This window comes from Pseudomonas syringae pv. coryli str. NCPPB 4273 (assembly GCF_000972175.1).
Lineage (GTDB): Bacteria > Pseudomonadota > Gammaproteobacteria > Pseudomonadales > Pseudomonadaceae > Aquipseudomonas > Aquipseudomonas syringae.
The window spans coordinates 48,800-65,304 of record NZ_AWQP01000022.1 but is presented as its reverse complement, the minus strand read 5'-3'; the positions used below and the strand labels follow the sequence as shown (position 1 = coordinate 65,304).

Annotated in this window: 13 protein-coding genes; 5 read left to right on the top strand and 8 right to left on the bottom strand. The window is 60.2% G+C overall.

The features are described from left to right. Positions 1-163 precede the first annotated feature (163 nt). The 7 genes from rpsA to mtnA all read right to left on the bottom strand — a co-directional run bounded on the left by rpsA (position 164) and on the right by mtnA (position 10,867). On the bottom strand, positions 164-1,855 hold the full coding sequence (gene rpsA, locus P406_RS11280) for a 30S ribosomal protein S1 (RefSeq protein ID WP_002554562.1): 1,692 nt from the start codon (positions 1,853-1,855) through the stop codon (positions 164-166). 121 nt (positions 1,856-1,976) lie between these two features. After that, positions 1,977-2,666 (bottom strand): (d)CMP kinase, encoded by a 690-nt coding sequence (cmk, locus tag P406_RS11275; RefSeq protein ID WP_002554563.1) that lies wholly within the window; start codon positions 2,664-2,666, stop codon positions 1,977-1,979. Further along, positions 2,663-4,267 (bottom strand): prephenate dehydrogenase/arogenate dehydrogenase family protein, encoded by a 1,605-nt coding sequence (locus P406_RS11270; RefSeq protein ID WP_046236215.1) that lies wholly within the window; start codon positions 4,265-4,267, stop codon positions 2,663-2,665. Before P406_RS11270 ends, cmk begins: the two co-directional genes overlap by 4 nt. A gap of 57 nt (positions 4,268-4,324) precedes the next feature. After that, positions 4,325-5,419 (bottom strand): prephenate dehydratase, encoded by a 1,095-nt coding sequence (gene pheA / locus P406_RS11265; protein WP_003404232.1) that lies wholly within the window; start codon positions 5,417-5,419, stop codon positions 4,325-4,327. Next, positions 5,419-6,504 carry a 3-phosphoserine/phosphohydroxythreonine transaminase gene (gene serC / locus P406_RS11260; protein ID WP_003393775.1) on the bottom strand — a complete coding sequence of 362 codons (1,086 nt, stop codon included), beginning with the start codon at positions 6,502-6,504 and terminating at the stop codon, positions 5,419-5,421. The genes pheA and serC overlap by 1 nt, the downstream gene beginning before the upstream one ends. 204 nt (positions 6,505-6,708) lie before the next feature. Then, positions 6,709-9,486 carry a DNA gyrase subunit A gene (gene gyrA / locus P406_RS11255; protein WP_003418115.1) on the bottom strand — a complete coding sequence of 926 codons (2,778 nt, stop codon included), beginning with the start codon at positions 9,484-9,486 and terminating at the stop codon, positions 6,709-6,711. A gap of 304 nt (positions 9,487-9,790) precedes the next feature. Next, the gene (gene mtnA, locus P406_RS11250; RefSeq protein ID WP_003418118.1) at positions 9,791-10,867 is read right to left on the bottom strand and encodes an S-methyl-5-thioribose-1-phosphate isomerase; all 1,077 of its coding nucleotides are present in this window, start codon (positions 10,865-10,867) and stop codon (positions 9,791-9,793) included. Between the two features lie 120 nt (positions 10,868-10,987). On the opposite strand from mtnA, the gene P406_RS11245 reads away from it, so the two are divergent. The 5 genes from P406_RS11245 to P406_RS11225 all read left to right on the top strand — a co-directional run bounded on the left by P406_RS11245 (position 10,988) and on the right by P406_RS11225 (position 15,670). Then, positions 10,988-12,319 carry a TRZ/ATZ family hydrolase gene (locus P406_RS11245; RefSeq protein ID WP_046236214.1) on the top strand — a complete coding sequence of 444 codons (1,332 nt, stop codon included), beginning with the start codon at positions 10,988-10,990 and terminating at the stop codon, positions 12,317-12,319. An 84-nt stretch (positions 12,320-12,403) separates the two neighbouring features. Further along, positions 12,404-13,102, top strand: a complete 699-nt coding sequence (gene ubiG / locus P406_RS11240; RefSeq protein WP_003369710.1) for a bifunctional 2-polyprenyl-6-hydroxyphenol methylase/3-demethylubiquinol 3-O-methyltransferase UbiG — start codon at positions 12,404-12,406, stop codon at positions 13,100-13,102. Between the two features lie 3 nt (positions 13,103-13,105). After that, the gene (gene mupP, locus P406_RS11235) at positions 13,106-13,777 is read left to right on the top strand and encodes an N-acetylmuramic acid 6-phosphate phosphatase MupP (protein ID WP_046236213.1); all 672 of its coding nucleotides are present in this window, start codon (positions 13,106-13,108) and stop codon (positions 13,775-13,777) included. 12 nt (positions 13,778-13,789) lie between these two features. Continuing rightward, complete coding sequence (locus P406_RS11230) at positions 13,790-14,536, top strand: YciK family oxidoreductase (protein ID WP_046236212.1); 747 nt, start codon at positions 13,790-13,792, stop codon at positions 14,534-14,536. Between the two features lie 207 nt (positions 14,537-14,743). Continuing rightward, positions 14,744-15,670, top strand: coding sequence for a GGDEF domain-containing protein (locus P406_RS11225; protein WP_046236211.1), 927 nt, complete (start codon positions 14,744-14,746; stop codon positions 15,668-15,670). Positions 15,671-15,697: 27 nt separating this feature from the next. On the opposite strand, the gene P406_RS11220 is transcribed toward P406_RS11225, so the two are convergent. After that, a complete protein-coding gene (locus tag P406_RS11220; RefSeq protein ID WP_046236210.1) occupies positions 15,698-16,480 on the bottom strand; it encodes an iron-containing redox enzyme family protein in 783 nt (260 codons plus the stop codon). Positions 16,481-16,505 lie beyond the last annotated feature (25 nt).

Sequence of the window (16,505 nt, the reverse complement as noted above, 5' to 3'; positions counted from 1 at the left end):
GCTGGAGCAATAGACGAAACGAGACAGCCTGAGAGGCCACTGGAGGCGTTTTGCGACTCACGCTGTACGTGAGAGCAAGCCAGGAAGATCCGAACCTGCAGGGCCTGAACGACAGAAACAAAAAAGGACGACCGAAGTCGTCCTTTTTTTGGTCAAGCAGAACTTAGTTCTGTTTTTCCATTTGCGCGCGCAGCAGGTCACCAATAGTGGTAGGACCAGTGCTTTCAGCGACTTCAGGCTTGCTACGCAGGCTCTGGATCGCTTCTTTCTCGTCTTCAACGTCTTTCGACTTGATGGACAAGCTGATTACGCGGCTCTTGCGGTCAACGCTGATGATCTTGGCTTCGATCTCTTCGCCTTCCTTCAGAACGTTACGCGCGTCTTCTACGCGGTCACGGCTGATTTCGGAAGCCTTGAGGGTCGCTTCGATGTCGTCGGCCAGAGTGATGATGGCGCCTTTGGCGTCAACTTCTTTAACGATACCGCGAACGATGGCGCCCTTGTCATTGACAGTGACGTACTCGGAGAACGGATCGCTTTCCAGCTGCTTGATACCCAGCGAGATACGCTCACGCTCAGGATCAACCGACAGGATCACAGTGTCGAGCTCGTCGCCCTTCTTGAAGCGACGTACGGCTTCTTCGCCCACTTCGTTCCAGGAGATGTCGGACAGGTGAACCAGACCGTCGATGCCGCCGTCCAGACCAATGAAGATACCGAAATCGGTGATCGACTTGATGGTGCCGGAGATTTTATCGCCCTTGTTGAACTGGCCAGAGAAATCTTCCCATGGGTTGGATTTGCACTGCTTGATGCCGAGGGAGATACGACGACGCTCTTCGTCGATGTCCAGAACCATGACTTCCACTTCGTCGCCAACCTGAACGACTTTCGAAGGGTGGATGTTCTTGTTGGTCCAGTCCATTTCGGAAACGTGTACCAGGCCTTCCACGCCTTCTTCCAGCTCTGCGAAGCAGCCGTAGTCGGTCAGGTTGGTAACACGCGCGGTAACGCGGGTGCTTTCCGGGTAGCGAGCCTTGATAGCAACCCATGGGTCTTCACCCAGTTGCTTCAGACCCAGGGAAACACGATTGCGCTCGCGATCGTACTTCAGGACCTTGACATCGATCTCGTCGCCAACGTTGACGATCTCCGATGGATGCTTGATGCGCTTCCAGGCCATGTCGGTGATGTGCAGCAGGCCATCGACGCCACCCAGATCGACGAATGCGCCGTAATCGGTGAGGTTCTTGACGATACCCTTGACTTGCTGACCTTCCTGCAGGGACTCGAGCAGAGCTTCGCGCTCGGCACTGTTCTCGGCTTCCAGGACACTGCGACGGGAAACGACAACGTTGTTGCGCTTCTGGTCCAGCTTGATGACCTTGAACTCGAGCTCTTTGCCTTCCAGGTGAGTCGTGTCACGCACAGGGCGGACGTCAACCAGAGAACCAGGCAGGAACGCACGGATGCCGTTAACGTCGACAGTGAAGCCGCCTTTAACCTTACCGTTGATAACGCCCTTGACCACTTCTTCAGCTGCGAAAGCCGCTTCCAGAACGATCCAGCACTCGGCACGCTTGGCTTTTTCGCGGGACAGCTTGGTTTCGCCAAAGCCATCTTCGACCGCGTCCAGCGCAACGTGAACTTCATCACCGATCTTGATGGTCAGCTCGCCAGCGTCGTTGTGGAACTGTTCCAGCGGGATGAGGCCTTCAGATTTCAGACCGGCGTGAACCGTAACCCAACCTGCCTGGTAGTCGATATCAACGATGATCGCGGTGATGATCGAACCGGCCTGAAGGTTGAGGGTCTTTAGGCTTTCTTCAAAAAGTTCTGCAAAGCTTTCGCTCATTTTAATTCCTGTTGATCAAGGGCGAAGAATACGCCCATCTGCCACGCTCCAGACAACGTGGGTTTCGTTCAAGTAAAAGAAAGCCTGCGGGACTATGACTGGTCTCCCACACGCCTCTTCGTCATCCGGCAATACCGCGAAGCGCGATTTCACTCAGAATGCGTTCCAGCACCTGTTCGATGGACAATTCAGTGGAATCCAGCTGTATGGCGTCGTGCGCCGGCTTCAACGGTGCTACCGCTCGCTGGGTGTCACGCTCGTCGCGTGCACATATCTCATCTAGCAGACTCGACAGACTAACATCATCGCCCTTGGCCTTCAACTGCAAGTAACGTCGACGCGCACGTTCCTCGGCACTGGCGGTGAGGAATATCTTCAACGGGGCATCCGGGAAGACCACGGTGCCCATGTCGCGACCATCCGCGACCAGGCCCGGCTCTTCCTGAAACGCGCGCTGGCGCAACAGCAACGCATCGCGCACCGCCGGCAGCGAGGCCACCTGCGATGCGCCGCTGCCGACCTGTTCGTTGCGAATGGCGTGGGTGACGTCCTCGCCTTCCAGAATGATGCGCTGCCCCTGCCCTGCCGCAGTCGCTTCGAACTGGACATCCAGATGAGCGGCCAGAAGCTTGAGCGCCTCTTCATTGGTCAGGTCGACACCGTGATTGCGCGCCGCGAAAGCCAGCAGGCGATATAGCGCACCGGAGTCGAGCAGGCACCAGCCGAGTTTCCTGGCCAGCAATCCGGCGACCGTGCCCTTTCCGGAACCGCTGGGTCCGTCGATGGTAATAACAGGAGCTTTGATTTTCACTTTTTGTCCTCTTGCGCTACACGCATGCCAACTTGAGCGCACAGCGCCAGAAAATGGGGAAACAATGCGGCGGCATCCGCGCACGCCTGAATACGGATGGGCGCCGAAGCCCTCAACGATGCAACGCGAAACGCCATGACGATACGCTGATCACCGCGAGCATCCACCTCGCCGCCACCCGGCACACCGCCTTCGATAATGATGCCATCCAGCACGGGCTCGGCCTCGATGCCGAGCACCAGCAAACCGTCAGCCATCAGCCTGACGCACTCCGACTCGTCGGCTTGCAGAGCCTGCGCGCCGCGCAGAATGGTACGCCCTTCTGCGCAGGCTGCGGCAACAAGAAGCGCCGGAAATGCATTCAGCGCCAGCGGCACCAGTGCTTCCGGGATGTCAGCGCCTTTGAGCCGGGCCGAGCGAACATGCAGGTCAGCGACCGTTTCATCCGCCAGCTTGCGGACGTTCTGCAGCACGATATCGCCGCCCATCAGGCGCAAAATATCGATCGCACCCTCGCACGATGAACTGACGGGAACGTCCTCCAGCAGCATATCGCAGCCTTCACTGATCGACGTCGCGACCATGAACAGCACCGCCGACGTCACGTCCACCGGCCCCTTGATTCGATGACTGACACCCTCCGCAGAGCCGCCGCGAAGTGCACGAGGCTCCTCGGGTGCGGTATCGACACGGGCACGGCTGGCGAGGATTCTGCCGAAGTGCTCCCTCGCGGCGCGTGCACGGGTAAATACATCCATCAACTGCGCGCCATCACCGGCATCCACCGCGTCGCGCAAGGCGTCGAGATCGGTGCGAAAGCTGTCCAGAGTGCGCAGTACAGCATCACGGTTGGCCATGAAAATGTCGTGCCACATGGTCGGATCGCTGCCTGCGATGCGCGTGAAGTCACGAAACCCGCCTGCGGCATACCTGAATATGTCCAGGTTTTCGTTGCGCTTGGCCAGCGAATCGACCAGGCCGAATGCCAACAGATGCGGCAAATGACTGGTGGCAGCCAGCACCTCGTCGTGGCGCTCGACCTGCATGTGCTCTACATCGGCCCCCAGGGCTGACCACAACTGGTCGACAATCGCCACCGCCTGGGGATCGGTTTCAGCCAGTGGCGTGAGAATGACTTTATGGCGACGAAACAGCGCCGCATTGGACGCCTCGACGCCGCTCTGCTCGGAGCCGGCAATCGGATGTCCGGGCACGAAGCGCGACGGCATGTGCCCGAACGCCTGACGTGCAGCCCTCACCACATTGCCTTTGGCGCTGCCAACGTCGGTCAGGATTGCATGACCCAGATCGATCGGCGCCAGCAGCCCAAGCAGCTTTTCCATGGCCAGTATCGGCACCGCCAGTTGAATCACGTCCGCGCCACGGCAAGCGGTGGCAAGGTCAGCCTCACAACGGTCCACGACCCCCAGCTCGACCGCCAGCTGTCGCGACTGCGGATCGAGGTCGACGCCGACCACCTCGCGACACAGGCCGCTTTCGCGCACACCCTTGGCAAAGGAACCACCGATCAGCCCGAGTCCGACGACCACCAGACGACCGATCACCGGCCGTACCGACGGCTCTGCAATCACATCAACCACGCGAACACACCTGACAGCCCGGCAAGGTAAAAAACATACGAATCATGGACCGCACCCTCAGAGAACCGCCTTCGGGTAAGAACCCAACACCTTCAAGGCGACGGCCTCGCTGCTGATTTGCTCCAGCACGGCCTTGACCAGCGGATCCTTGTGATGGCCGACGAAGTCGATGAAGAACACGTAGGTCCACTTGCCGCTGCGCGAAGGACGGGTCTCGATACGCGTCAGGTCCAGGCCATTCTCGTGAAACGGCACCAGCAGCTCGTGCAGCGCGCCGGGCTTGTTGCTCATCGACACAATAATGGACGTCTTGTCATCGCCGGTCGGCGGGACTTCCTGATTGCCGATAATGAGAAAGCGCGTGGAATTGTCTGGACGATCTTCGATCTTTTCTGCCAGACGGGTCAGGCCATACAGACCTGCCGCCATATCGCCGGCGATGGCCGCCGAGTTCCACTCACCCTTGACCCGCTTGGCGGCTTCGGCGTTGCTGGCAACGGCGACGCGCTCGACATTCGGGTAATGGGCATCCAGCCATTTACGGCACTGAGCCAGTGACTGGGCATGAGAATAGATGCGCGTGATGCTTTCCGTCTTGGTGCTTTCGCCCACCAGCAGATGGTGGTGAATGCGCAGTTCGACTTCGCCGCAGATCACCATGTCGTGTTCAAGAAAGCTGTCGAGGGTGTGATTGACCGCGCCTTCGGTGGAGTTTTCCACCGGAACCACGCCGAAATTCACAGCACCGGCGACCACTTCGCGAAACACTTCGTCAATTGCGGCCATCGGCAGACTGATGACGGCGTGGCCGAAATGCTTCATCGCAGCGGCCTGGGTGAACGTCCCCTCAGGGCCAAGATAGGCAACCTTGAGCGGCTGTTCCAGCGCCAGGCAGGAAGACATGATTTCGCGGAACAGACGCGCCATTTCTTCGTTGCTCAACGGTCCGCGATTGCGTTCCATGACTCGCCTGAGCACCGCAGCTTCGCGCTCCGGACGATAGAACACAGGCACTTCGCCTTCAGCCAGCGAGGACATCTTGACCCTGGCCACCTCCTGGGCACAGCGGGCACGCTCACTGATCAGTTCCAGAACCTTCTCATCGAGGCTGTCGATACGGACGCGAAGCGCCTTGAGTTCTTGCTCGGACATCAGCCGTGCTCCTTCTCGAAGTCTTTCATGTAGGCCACCAGCGCGTTGATAGCGTTGATATCGATTGCGTTGTAGATGGATGCACGCATGCCACCCACCGAGCGATGGCCCTTGAGGTTAAGCAGGCCGTTTGCATCGGCACCGGCCAGGAACGGCTTGTCGAGACGATCGTCAGCCAGACGGAACGGAACGTTCATCCACGAACGATCAGGCTTGTTGATCGGGTTGCTGTACAGCTCGCTGGCGTCGATGAAGTCATACAGCGTGCGCTGCTTGATTTCGTTGCGCTTGCCGATCGCTTCGACACCGCCCTGCTCTTTCAGCCATTCGAACACCAGCCCGGACAGGTACCAGGCCAGGGTCGGCGGCGTGTTGTACATCGAGCCATTGTCGGCCGCGACCTTGTAGTCGAGCATGGTCGGGCACAGCGAGCGCGCGCGGCCCAGCAGGTCTTCGCGAATGATCACCACCACAATGCCGCTGGGGCCGATGTTCTTCTGGGCGCCAGCGTAGATCATGCCGAAACGCGAAATATCGAGCGGACGCGAGAGGATGTCCGAAGACATGTCGGCCACCAAGGGCACGTCGCCGGTTTCCGGAATCCAGTTGAATTCCAGGCCGCCAATGGTTTCGTTTGGCGCGTAGTGGACGTAAGCCGCGTCCTTGGACAGCTTCCACTCGTTCTGGCCGGGAATGGCAAAGTAATCGTAGGCCTTGGCACTGGCCGCGACGTTGATTGCGCCGTAGCGCGACGCCTCGTCGATAGCCTTCTGCGACCAGATGCCGGTGTCGATGTAATCGGCCTTGCCATTTTCAGGCAGCAGGTTCAGCGCAATCTGGGCGAACTGCTGGCTGGCACCGCCTTGCAGGAACAACACTTTGTAATTCGAAGGAATGGACAGCAGGTCACGCAGATCCTGCTCGGCCTTGGTGGCAATGGAGACGAACTCATCACTGCGGTGGCTCATTTCCATGACGGAAAGGCCTTTGCCATGCCAGTCGAGGAGTTCCGCCTGGGCACGCAGCAGAACAGCTTCAGGAAGCGCAGCAGGACCTGCGCAGAAGTTAAAGGCTCGCTTGCTCATATCCACTCTCGTCAAATACGTTGGGTCTGTACGCGCTTGTTTCTGGTTGCTTGCCACGAGCAGACAGACGCCGCAGCGACTGGCAGCTCCTTGCGGGAATCTTGATCCGGCCGCCGGGCTGGCCGAATGCCGCAAGGGCTGGACTTGCCTGGAATGCAGATGCATGCACAGACGAGCCAGCCCTTACCTGATTTACGTTACCGCTTAGTTCTGTGGTTCGTCTTCGTCTGACGCAGCATCCGCCTGCAGGTCTTCACCGGCATCGTCCACTTCAGCGGCATCGACGATCACGCCGTCGACAAGCTCACCCTCAAGCTCTTCGCCTTCGACTTCCGACGGCTCCTGAACACGCTCCAGACCAACCAGCTTCTCGTCGCTGGCCAGCTTGATCAGGGTAACGCCCTGGGTGTTACGACCCAGACTGGAGACTTCGCCGACGCGGGTACGAACCAGCGTGCCCTGGTCGGAAATCAGCATGATTTCTTCGCCATCGAGCACCTGAACCGCGCCGACCAGACGGCCGTTACGCTCGTTGCTGACCATGGCGATGACGCCCTGACCGCCGCGCTTGTATTCAGGGAACTCGGAAATGGCCGTACGCTTGCCGTAGCCGCGCTCGGAAGCGGTCAGAATCTGGCTGCCTTCTTCCGGGATCAGCATCGAAATCAGCTTTTGCCCTTCTGGCAGACGCATACCACGAACACCGCGGGCGGTACGGCCCATGGCGCGCACGTCGGATTCCTTGAAGCGGGTCACCTTGCCACCGTCGGAGAACAGCATGATTTCCTGCTCGCCATCGGTAATGGCCGCAGAGATCAGGATGTCGCCCTCGTCCAGCTCAAGGGCGATGAGGCCCGAGCTGCGCTGACGGCTGAATGCAACCAGCGGGGTCTTCTTGACGGTACCGTTGGCGGTGGACATGAAGATGAACGGAGCCTTCTTCTTGTCGGCAGCCTTGATACGGGCCTTGCGCTCTTCTTCGGTCTCGCTGCTGTTTTCCGCGTCGTCCAGCTCGCCTTCCAGCGCCTCGCCTTCTTCATCGGCACGCTTGCGCATGGCTTCGAGATCGACCGGCAGCATGGTGGTGATGTATTCGCCGTCGCTCAACGGCAACAGGTTGACCAGCGGACGACCACGGGCAGCGCGGGACGCTTCCGGAATCTCGTAGGTCTTGAGCCAGTAGACCTTGCCCTTGCTGGAGAACATCAGCAGCGTGGTGTGGCTGTTGGCGACCAGCAGGTGAGCGATGTAGTCCTCATCCTTGATGCCGGTGGCCGACTTGCCCTTGCCGCCGCGACGCTGAGCCTGATAGACCGCCAACGGCTGAGTCTTGGCATAGCCGCCGTGGGAAATGGTGACGACACGCTCTTCTTCGGTGATCAGGTCACCCAGCGTCAGGTCCAGACGCGCATCGAGAATTTCGGTGCGACGGGCATCGCCGTATTCGGAGCGGATCAGTTCCAGCTCTTCGCGGATCACTTCCATCAGGCGCGTTGCGCTGTTCAGGATGCGGATCAGCTCGCCGATCTGGTTGAGAATTTCCTGGTACTCGCCCAGCAGCTTCTCGTGCTCGAGACCGGTCAGGCGGTGCAGACGCAGTTCCAGAATGGCCTGAGCCTGTTCCGGCGACAGGAAATACTTGCCTTCACGCAGACCGTATTGCGGATCGAGGTTCTCGGGGCGGCACGAATCGGCACCGGCACGCTCGACCATCTCGACCACTGCGCTCGATTCCCAAGGCGTCTTGATCAACGCTTCCTTGGCTTCGGCAGGTGTCGGAGAGGCCTTGATGAGGGCGATGACCGGATCGATGTTGGACAGCGCAACGGCCTGACCTTCAAGGATGTGGCCACGCTCGCGCGCCTTGCGCAGTTCGAACACGGTACGGCGGGTCACCACTTCGCGGCGGTGACGAACGAAGGCTTCCAGCAGATCCTTGAGGTTCAGGATGCGCGGACGACCGTCGATCAGGGCAACGATGTTGATACCGAAAACGCTTTGCAGCTGGGTCTGGGCGTAGAGGTTGTTGAGGATAACCTCAGGCACTTCGCCGCGACGCAGCTCGATGACCACGCGCATACCGTCCTTGTCGGACTCGTCGCGCAGTTCGGTGATGCCTTCGAGTTTCTTTTCCTTGACCAGCTCGGCGATCTTCTCGATCAGACGTGCCTTGTTCAGCTGGTAAGGCAGCTCGGTGATGACGATCTGCTGGCGACCGCCCACCTTGTCGATGTCTTCGACGATGGAGCGGGCACGCATGTAAATGCGTCCACGGCCCGTGCGATAGGCTTCGATGATGCCGGCGCGACCGTTGATGATCGCCGCGGTCGGGAAATCCGGACCGGGGATGTATTGCATCAACTCGTCGATCGTCAACTCGGGGTTGTCGATCAGTGCCAGGCAACCGTCGATGACTTCACCGAGGTTGTGCGGCGGAATGTTGGTCGCCATGCCCACAGCGATACCGCTGGAACCGTTGACCAGCAGGTTGGGAATACGGGTCGGCATGACCGCCGGGATCATCTCGGTGCCGTCGTAGTTCGGCACCCAGTCCACGGTTTCCTTGTGCAGGTCGGCCAGCAGCTCGTGCGCCAGCTTGGTCATGCGCACTTCGGTGTATCGCATGGCGGCAGCGTTGTCGCCGTCGACCGAACCGAAGTTGCCCTGACCGTCTACCAGCAGGTAGCGCAGCGAGAATGGCTGAGCCATACGAACGATGGTGTCGTACACGGCGGTGTCGCCGTGCGGGTGATACTTACCGATCACGTCACCAACCACACGGGCGGATTTCTTGTACGGCTTGTTCCAGTCGTTACCCAGCTCGCTCATTGCGAACAACACGCGCCGGTGCACGGGCTTCAAGCCATCGCGTGCATCGGGCAGTGCGCGACCGACGATTACGCTCATTGCGTAGTCGAGGTAGGACTGCTTCAGCTCGTCTTCGATATTGACCGGGAGGATTTCTTTGGCCAGTTCGCCCATGAGAAGCCTGATTCCTTTTTCTGGTGAAACCTCGCAAACCCATTCGGGGTATACGAAGCTCGCCGCTGCCAGCATGTGCAGGGCAGCGACTTACGACAAATCAACGAGTTATGCCATGAATCTACGCAGCGTGGGCGACCACAATCAGTGTCCCCGATAACCGCCGGATATTACCACAATCGCCGAGGCGCTCACATCCTTTGCAGGCGCTGAAAGCAAGCCACAGACACATAACACGCCTGAGAAACGCTTACAGGCCCATCCAGCCGCATTGCACAGCGGCGACGGGTCGGGCCTGTAGACCTCAGTGGAGGTGTTTACGGCTCATCAATTGAGCCATGCGCGCGGTATCGGGACGTTCGACAATGCCCTTTTCGGTCACGATGGCGTCGATCAGGTCTGCCGGCGTCACGTCGAACACCGGGTTGAAAGCCTCGACCTCGGCGCCTACCCGCTGACCGCCCACTTCAAGCAGTTCGCGGCCGTCGCGCTCTTCGATGATGATGTCGTCGCCACTGGCCATTTCCATGTCGATGGTCGAGCTCGGTGCGACCACCATGAAGCGCACCCCGTGGTGCATGGCGGCAACAGCGAGCTGATAGGTACCGATCTTGTTCGCCACGTCGCCGTTGGCGGTGATGCGGTCGGCGCCAACGATGACCCAGGTAATGCCCTTGGTACGCATCAGGTGCGCGGCGGCGGAATCTGCGTTCAGAGTCACCGGGATGCCCTCGTTGGCCAGCTCCCAGGCGGTAAGCCGCGACCCCTGCAGCCAGGGCCGGGTTTCGTCGGCGTAGACCCGCTCGATCATGCCTTCCAGATGCGCCGCACGGATCACGCCCAGCGCCGTGCCAAAGCCCCCAGTGGCCAGCGCCCCGGTATTGCAGTGGGTGAGCACCGTCTGCAGATTGCCCTGGTGCTTGCGAATCAGGTCGGCGCCCAGCTGCGCCATGGTCAGATTGGCCTCGCGGTCGCTCAGGTGAATCGCCACGGCTTCGGCCTCAAGGGCCGCCAGCGGGTCATCGCCGTCCTTGACGCGCATCAGACGATCACGCATCCGGTTCAGCGCCCAGAACAGGTTCACTGCCGTCGGGCGCGAATCGGCCAGCAACTGCATGTCCTCTTCCAGCGCCGGATACCAGTCTGCACCTTGTGCGATACGCGCACGTGCGGCCAGCACCGCACCATAGGCAGCACTGATGCCGATAGCGGGCGCGCCGCGCACGACCATCGTGCGAATCGCTTCGGCGACTCCCTCGGCGGTGGTATAGCGGTGCCAGACTTCCTCGAACGGCAGTACCCGCTGGTCCAGCAGGTACAGAGCGTCGTCTCGCCAATCGATGGCCTTAACTTTCTCTGCAGCCAACATTCGATCGCGCATCGCCAACTCCATCTTGAACATCCGAAACCCAGCATCAAAAGCCGCTGATTATAGCGAGCCGCCTGCGAAGACGCTCGGGTATACTTCGTCATCAACGTAATAAACGATGGAAACCTTCTCATGCCGAACGCTACAGCACCGCTCGACCTTTTGCTCCTGCCCGCCTGGCTGGTGCCGGTCGAGCCCGCAGGCGTCGTGCTCAAGGACCACGGCATCGGCATCCGCGATGGCTGTATCGTCTATATCGGTCCACGCGCCGAAGCGCTGCGGCAAAACGCCGTGCAGGTGCAGGAACTGCCCGGCATGCTGCTCAGCCCCGGCCTGATCAACGCCCACGGCCATGCGGCGATGACCCTGTTTCGCGGGCTGGCCGACGACCTGCTACTGATGACCTGGCTGCAGGACCACATCTGGCCTGCCGAAGGCAAGTGGGTGGATGAAGACTTCGTGCGTGACGGCACAGACCTGGCCATCGCCGAGCAGCTCAAGGGCGGCATCACCTGTTTCTCCGACATGTACTTCTACCCCAAGGTGGCCGCCGAACGCGTCCACGCCAGCGGCATGCGTGCGCAGATCACCGTCCCGGTGCTGGATTTTCCGATTCCAGGTGCCCACACCACGGCTGAAGCCCTGCACAACGGCATCGAACTGTTCAACGACCTCGCTCACCATCCACGCATCAAGATCGCCTTCGGCCCGCATGCGCCCTATACCGTGAGCGATGAGAACCTGGAGAAGGTCCGGGTAATTGCCGACGAGTTGGACGCCACGATCCAGATGCACGTCCACGAGACCGCATTTGAAGTCGAGCAGGCTGTCGAACAGCGCCAGGAACGCCCCCTCGCCCGCCTCAACCGGCTGGGCATGCTCGGGCCGCGTTTCCAGGCCGTGCACATGACGCAGATCAGCGACGACGATCTGGCCCTGCTGGTGGAAAGCAATACCAACGTCATTCATTGCCCCGAATCCAATCTCAAGCTGGCCAGCGGTTTCTGCCCGGTTGAACGACTGTGGCAGGCCGGTGTGAACGTTGCGGTGGGTACCGACGGTGCCGCCAGCAACAATGACCTGGACCTGCTCGGCGAAACCCGCACCGCCGCCTTGCTGGCCAAGGCTGTCGCCGGTTCGGCCACGGCGCTGGATGCACACCGCGCGTTGCGCATGGCGACGCTGAACGGCGCTCGCGCCCTGGGCATTCAGGCCGAGACCGGCTCGCTGGAGATCGGCAAGGCGGCGGACATGGTCGCTTTCGACCTGTCGGGTCTGGCCCAGCAACCGATCTACGACCCGGTATCGCAGCTTATATATGCCACTGGCCGCGATTGCGTCAGCCATGTCTGGGTGGCCGGCAAGCAATTGCTCGACGCTCGCCAGCTGACTCGTATGGATGAACACGCTCTGCGCGACACCGCGATTGCGTGGGGCCAGCGTATTTCCGGTAAAGCCGAATAATTCGATTCGGACCGAACACATGCCAGTCATGCTTATCTATAAGCCTGACTGATGAAAAGAATTTTGAGTTCAAGAGGGACACCCATGAGCAACGTCGACCGCGCAGAAATCGCCAAATTCGAGGCCCTGGCCCATCGCTGGTGGGACCGCGAAAGCGAATTCAAGCCGCTGCATGACATCAACCCGCTGCGCGTCAACTGGATCGACGAGCGTGTCGGCCTGGCGGGCAAGAAGGTGCTGGACGTCGGCTGCGGCGGCGGCATCCTCAGCGAGGCGATGGCCCTGCGCGGCGCCACGGTGACCGGCATCGACATGGGCGAAGCGCCGCTGGCCGTCGCGCAGCTGCATCAGCTCGAATCGGGTGTCAGCGTTGAGTATCGACAGATCACCGCCGAGGACATGGCCGAAGAAATGCCCGAGCAATACGATGTAGTGACCTGCCTGGAAATGCTCGAGCACGTGCCGGACCCCTCCTCGGTGATCCGCGCCTGCTATCGCATGGTCAAGCCAGGCGGCCAGGTGTTCTTCTCGACCATCAACCGCAACCCGAAAGCCTATCTGTTCGCGGTGGTCGGCGCCGAATACATCCTCAACCTGCTGCCACGCGGCACCCACGACTTCAAGAAATTCATCCGCCCTTCCGAGCTGGGCGCCTGGAGCCGTGACGCCGGCCTGCAGGTCAAGGACGTCATCGGCCTGACCTACAACCCGCTGACCAAGCATTACAAGCTGACCTCCGACGTCGGCGTCAACTACATGATCCAGACCCTGCGGGAGGCATGACAGATGCGCCTGAGAGCGGTTTTATTCGACATGGACGGCACCTTGCTCGACACCGCACCGGACTTCATCGCCATTGCCCAGGCGATGCTCGCCGATCGCAACCTGCCTGCGGTACCGGACAAACTGATCCGCGATGAAGTTTCCGGCGGCGCCAGAGCCATGGTCGCGGCCAGCTTTGCGATGTCCCCCGAAGACCCACAATTCGAGGCGTTGCGTCTGGAGTTTCTGGAACGCTATCAGCGTGACTGCGCCGTCCACAGCAAACTGTTCGACGGCATGGACGAACTGCTGGCCGACATCGAGAAGGCTGGTCTGATCTGGGGTGTGGTGACCAACAAACCGGTGCGCTTCGCTCAGCCCATCATGGAGCGCCTCGGCCTGGCGGAACGCTCGGCGCTACTGATCTGCCCGGACAATGTCACACACAGCAAGCCACACCCGGAACCGATGATTCTGGCCTGCCGGATGCTTGACCTGGACCCGGCCAGCGTTCTGTTCGTAGGCGACGATCTGCGCGACATCGAGTCCGGGCGCGACGCTGGCACAAAGACCGCCGCCGTGCGCTACGGCTACATCCACCCCGACGACAACCCCGACCACTGGGGCGCCGACGTGGTGGTCGATCATCCGCTGGAATTGCGCAAGGTGCTGGATAACGCACTGTGCAGTTGCTGAACGAGGCTCTACATGTTTGATTACTCCGCGCACCCGGAACTGCTCAAGGGCCGGATCATTCTGGTTACCGGCGCCGCTCGCGGCATCGGTGCCGCAGCCGCCAAAGCCTACGCAGCACATGGCGCCACCGTCCTGCTGCTGGGCAGGACCGAAGCCAGCCTGGCGCAGGTCCATGACGAGATAAAAGCAGCAGGCCAGCCGCAGCCGCAGCCGCTGGTCATACCCTTCGATCTGCAAAGCACCGACCCTGCGCAGTACCACGCGCTGGCGACCATGATCGAGCGCACAGTCGGCCGTCTTGACGGGCTGCTGCACAACGCCTCGATCATCGGCCCGCGTACCTCAGTGGAGCACCTGCCCGGCGAAGACTTCATGCAGGTTATGCACGTCAACGTCAATGCCACCTTCATGCTCACACAGGCACTGCTGCCGCTGCTTCAGCGTTCGGAGGATGCGTCGATAGCCTTCACCTCCAGCAGCGTGGGCCGCAAGGGGCGCGCGCAATGGGGCGCTTACGGCGTATCGAAGTTTGCCACCGAAGGCCTGATGCAAACCCTCGCTGACGAGCTGGAAGGCGTCAGCACGGTCCGCACCAACAGCATCAACCCAGGCGCGACCCGTACCGGCATGCGCGCGCAGGCCTACCCGGACGAAAACCCGCAGAACAATCCGGCACCTGACGAGATCATGCCGGTCTATCTGTACCTGATGGGGCCGGACAGCAAAGGCATCAATGGGCAGGCATTGAATGCCCAGTGAAGGGGGAAGGCCGTCGTGACGGAAAACCGTCAAAAAGGCTGTTTCGAGCGGCTTTTCAAGTCAAGGAATTGCCGATCCGGGGCCACTGTCAGAGAGATGGCGTCAGCTAAACCACTGATTTTAATAAGTCTGGCCAAAAATGAACCGAATGGCACCACGTCCCCTCTAACCCAGCCAAGCCAGCAATATGTGCTGAGGAGCGAAGAGATGAATTTTCCTACCCAGACCCATGCAATCGACTTCGATACGGCTGAACTGCAGCGCCTGGGTTTTAGAAATCGACCTGACGCCGTGCTTCCACCCCCGTCACTGCCCGAACTGATCTACCAGCTTGGACGACAATTGCAGACCAGTCTTGAAGCCGAGCGGATACTGACCCTGTTCTTTCAAGGCGTACAACGGTTTCTGCCATTGAGCGGTCTGATGTATCGACATATCGAAAGCGACTTGCAGCTGCGTCTGGGCGAGATGTCATCCGACAGCGCCAGTTTTCACCTGCGTCACGAAGGCAAATGCATCGGCGAACTGGAGTTCCAGGGCGCCAGGCCATTCGACACGCGGCAACTGAGCGACCTCGAATCCCTGCTGGTCTGCCTGGTGTATCCGCTGCTGAATGCGCTGCTGTACCGCATTGCCACACAAACTGCCCTGCGTGACCCGCTGACCAGCACCGGCAACCGCATCGCCATGGATCAGGGCCTGGCCCGTGAAATCGAAATTTCACGTCGCCACAAGCAACCCCTGTCCCTGCTGATGCTGGATATCGACCACTTCAAGAAAGTGAATGATGAATACGGTCATCACACCGGTGACGATGTGCTGAAAACCGTCGCACAGAGCCTGAAGGCGCAACTGCGCAATATCGATCGGGTGTTCCGCTATGGCGGTGAAGAGTTCGTAGTGATTCTGTCCAACACCGGCGCCGATTCCGCCGAACTGATTGGCAAGCGGCTGTGCCAGGCCGTACGTAATCTCGAGTTTCACGAGCTTAGCCCGGCATTGACCATGACTGTCAGCCTGGGTTGCTCGACACTGCTGCCGACTGAAACAGCCGACAGCCTGCTGCGCCGTGCCGATAATGCTCTGTACGTCGCCAAGCGCGAAGGCCGCAATCGTATCGCCATGGCCAGCTAGCTCTCTCTCCCGCCTTCTCGCCCGTCCCTACGCCTCCAGCGCGGCAACACGTCCTCGCGGCTTGACCCTGTCCAGCTGCATGCAACGCTCAAGAAACAGGTGCATGTAGTCGTAGCTTTTAGTAACGGCCTGACGCAGCTCGGCCTGCAATTGCACACTCGGCTTGTTACCCACCAGCGTACAAATGATCTCGAGCGCCTCCCAAGGGTGCGCGTCGTCGTACTGTGCATGCATCTTGAGCCACTTCATGGCTTTCTTGCGGGTCTCTTCACGAAAGGCTTCGGCGTACACACCGCTGGAGCAGACCACGGCAGACCATTCGCCGGTCGCCCCCTCAATGGCGTAGTTGGTAGCCGCCATCGCCACGGCCAGCGAATCCGATGAGCTGGTCTGCCAGCACCAGTGGCTCAGCGCGTGCAACTCGGGCGCTACCCGTTGATCGTGCAAGTCTTCAAGCGTCACCCCATGGGCCGCACACCAGTTCACCCAGTAGTCGGCATGATTGAGTTCGACGCGGATATTGCGCATCAGCCAGCGGCGCGCCATGTCTTCACCCGGGTGACGACCGAAACGGGTCTTGGTGAGGTTCTTGGCCATGTACACGGCAAATTGCTCGACGACTGGCCACCCGCCGATCAGGTAATGGCGCATGATCTGCGGACTCAACTTTGCGTCACGCATCTGCTGGTACAGCTCGTGCTCGACCACCCGTGCTTTTGCAGCGCTGCAATCCTTGATCAACTGCTGCGCCCAGGCCGGATAACTGCTGGCTTCCATGAGCGGACCGGTTCTTTCGAAAGCGTCGATCACTGGGGTATCTCCTTATGAGGGTTTC

Bases quoted from the DNA above. Each gene is read 5' to 3' on its own strand.
- rpsA (WP_002554562.1), bottom strand. From the start codon at position 1,855: ATGAGCGAAAGCTTTGCAGAACTTTTTGAAGAAAGCCTAAAGACCCTC.
- pheA (WP_003404232.1), bottom strand. From the start codon at position 5,419: ATGTCCGAGCAAGAACTCAAGGCGCTTCGCGTCCGTATCGACAGCCTC.
- serC (WP_003393775.1), bottom strand. From the start codon at position 6,504: ATGAGCAAGCGAGCCTTTAACTTCTGCGCAGGTCCTGCTGCGCTTCCT.
- gyrA (WP_003418115.1), bottom strand. From the start codon at position 9,486: ATGGGCGAACTGGCCAAAGAAATCCTCCCGGTCAATATCGAAGACGAG.
- mtnA (WP_003418118.1), bottom strand. From the start codon at position 10,867: ATGCGCGATCGAATGTTGGCTGCAGAGAAAGTTAAGGCCATCGATTGG.
- P406_RS11245 (WP_046236214.1), top strand. From the start codon at position 10,988: ATGCCGAACGCTACAGCACCGCTCGACCTTTTGCTCCTGCCCGCCTGG.
- ubiG (WP_003369710.1), top strand. From the start codon at position 12,404: ATGAGCAACGTCGACCGCGCAGAAATCGCCAAATTCGAGGCCCTGGCC.
- mupP (WP_046236213.1), top strand. From the start codon at position 13,106: ATGCGCCTGAGAGCGGTTTTATTCGACATGGACGGCACCTTGCTCGAC.
- P406_RS11230 (WP_046236212.1), top strand. From the start codon at position 13,790: ATGTTTGATTACTCCGCGCACCCGGAACTGCTCAAGGGCCGGATCATT.
- P406_RS11225 (WP_046236211.1), top strand. From the start codon at position 14,744: ATGAATTTTCCTACCCAGACCCATGCAATCGACTTCGATACGGCTGAA.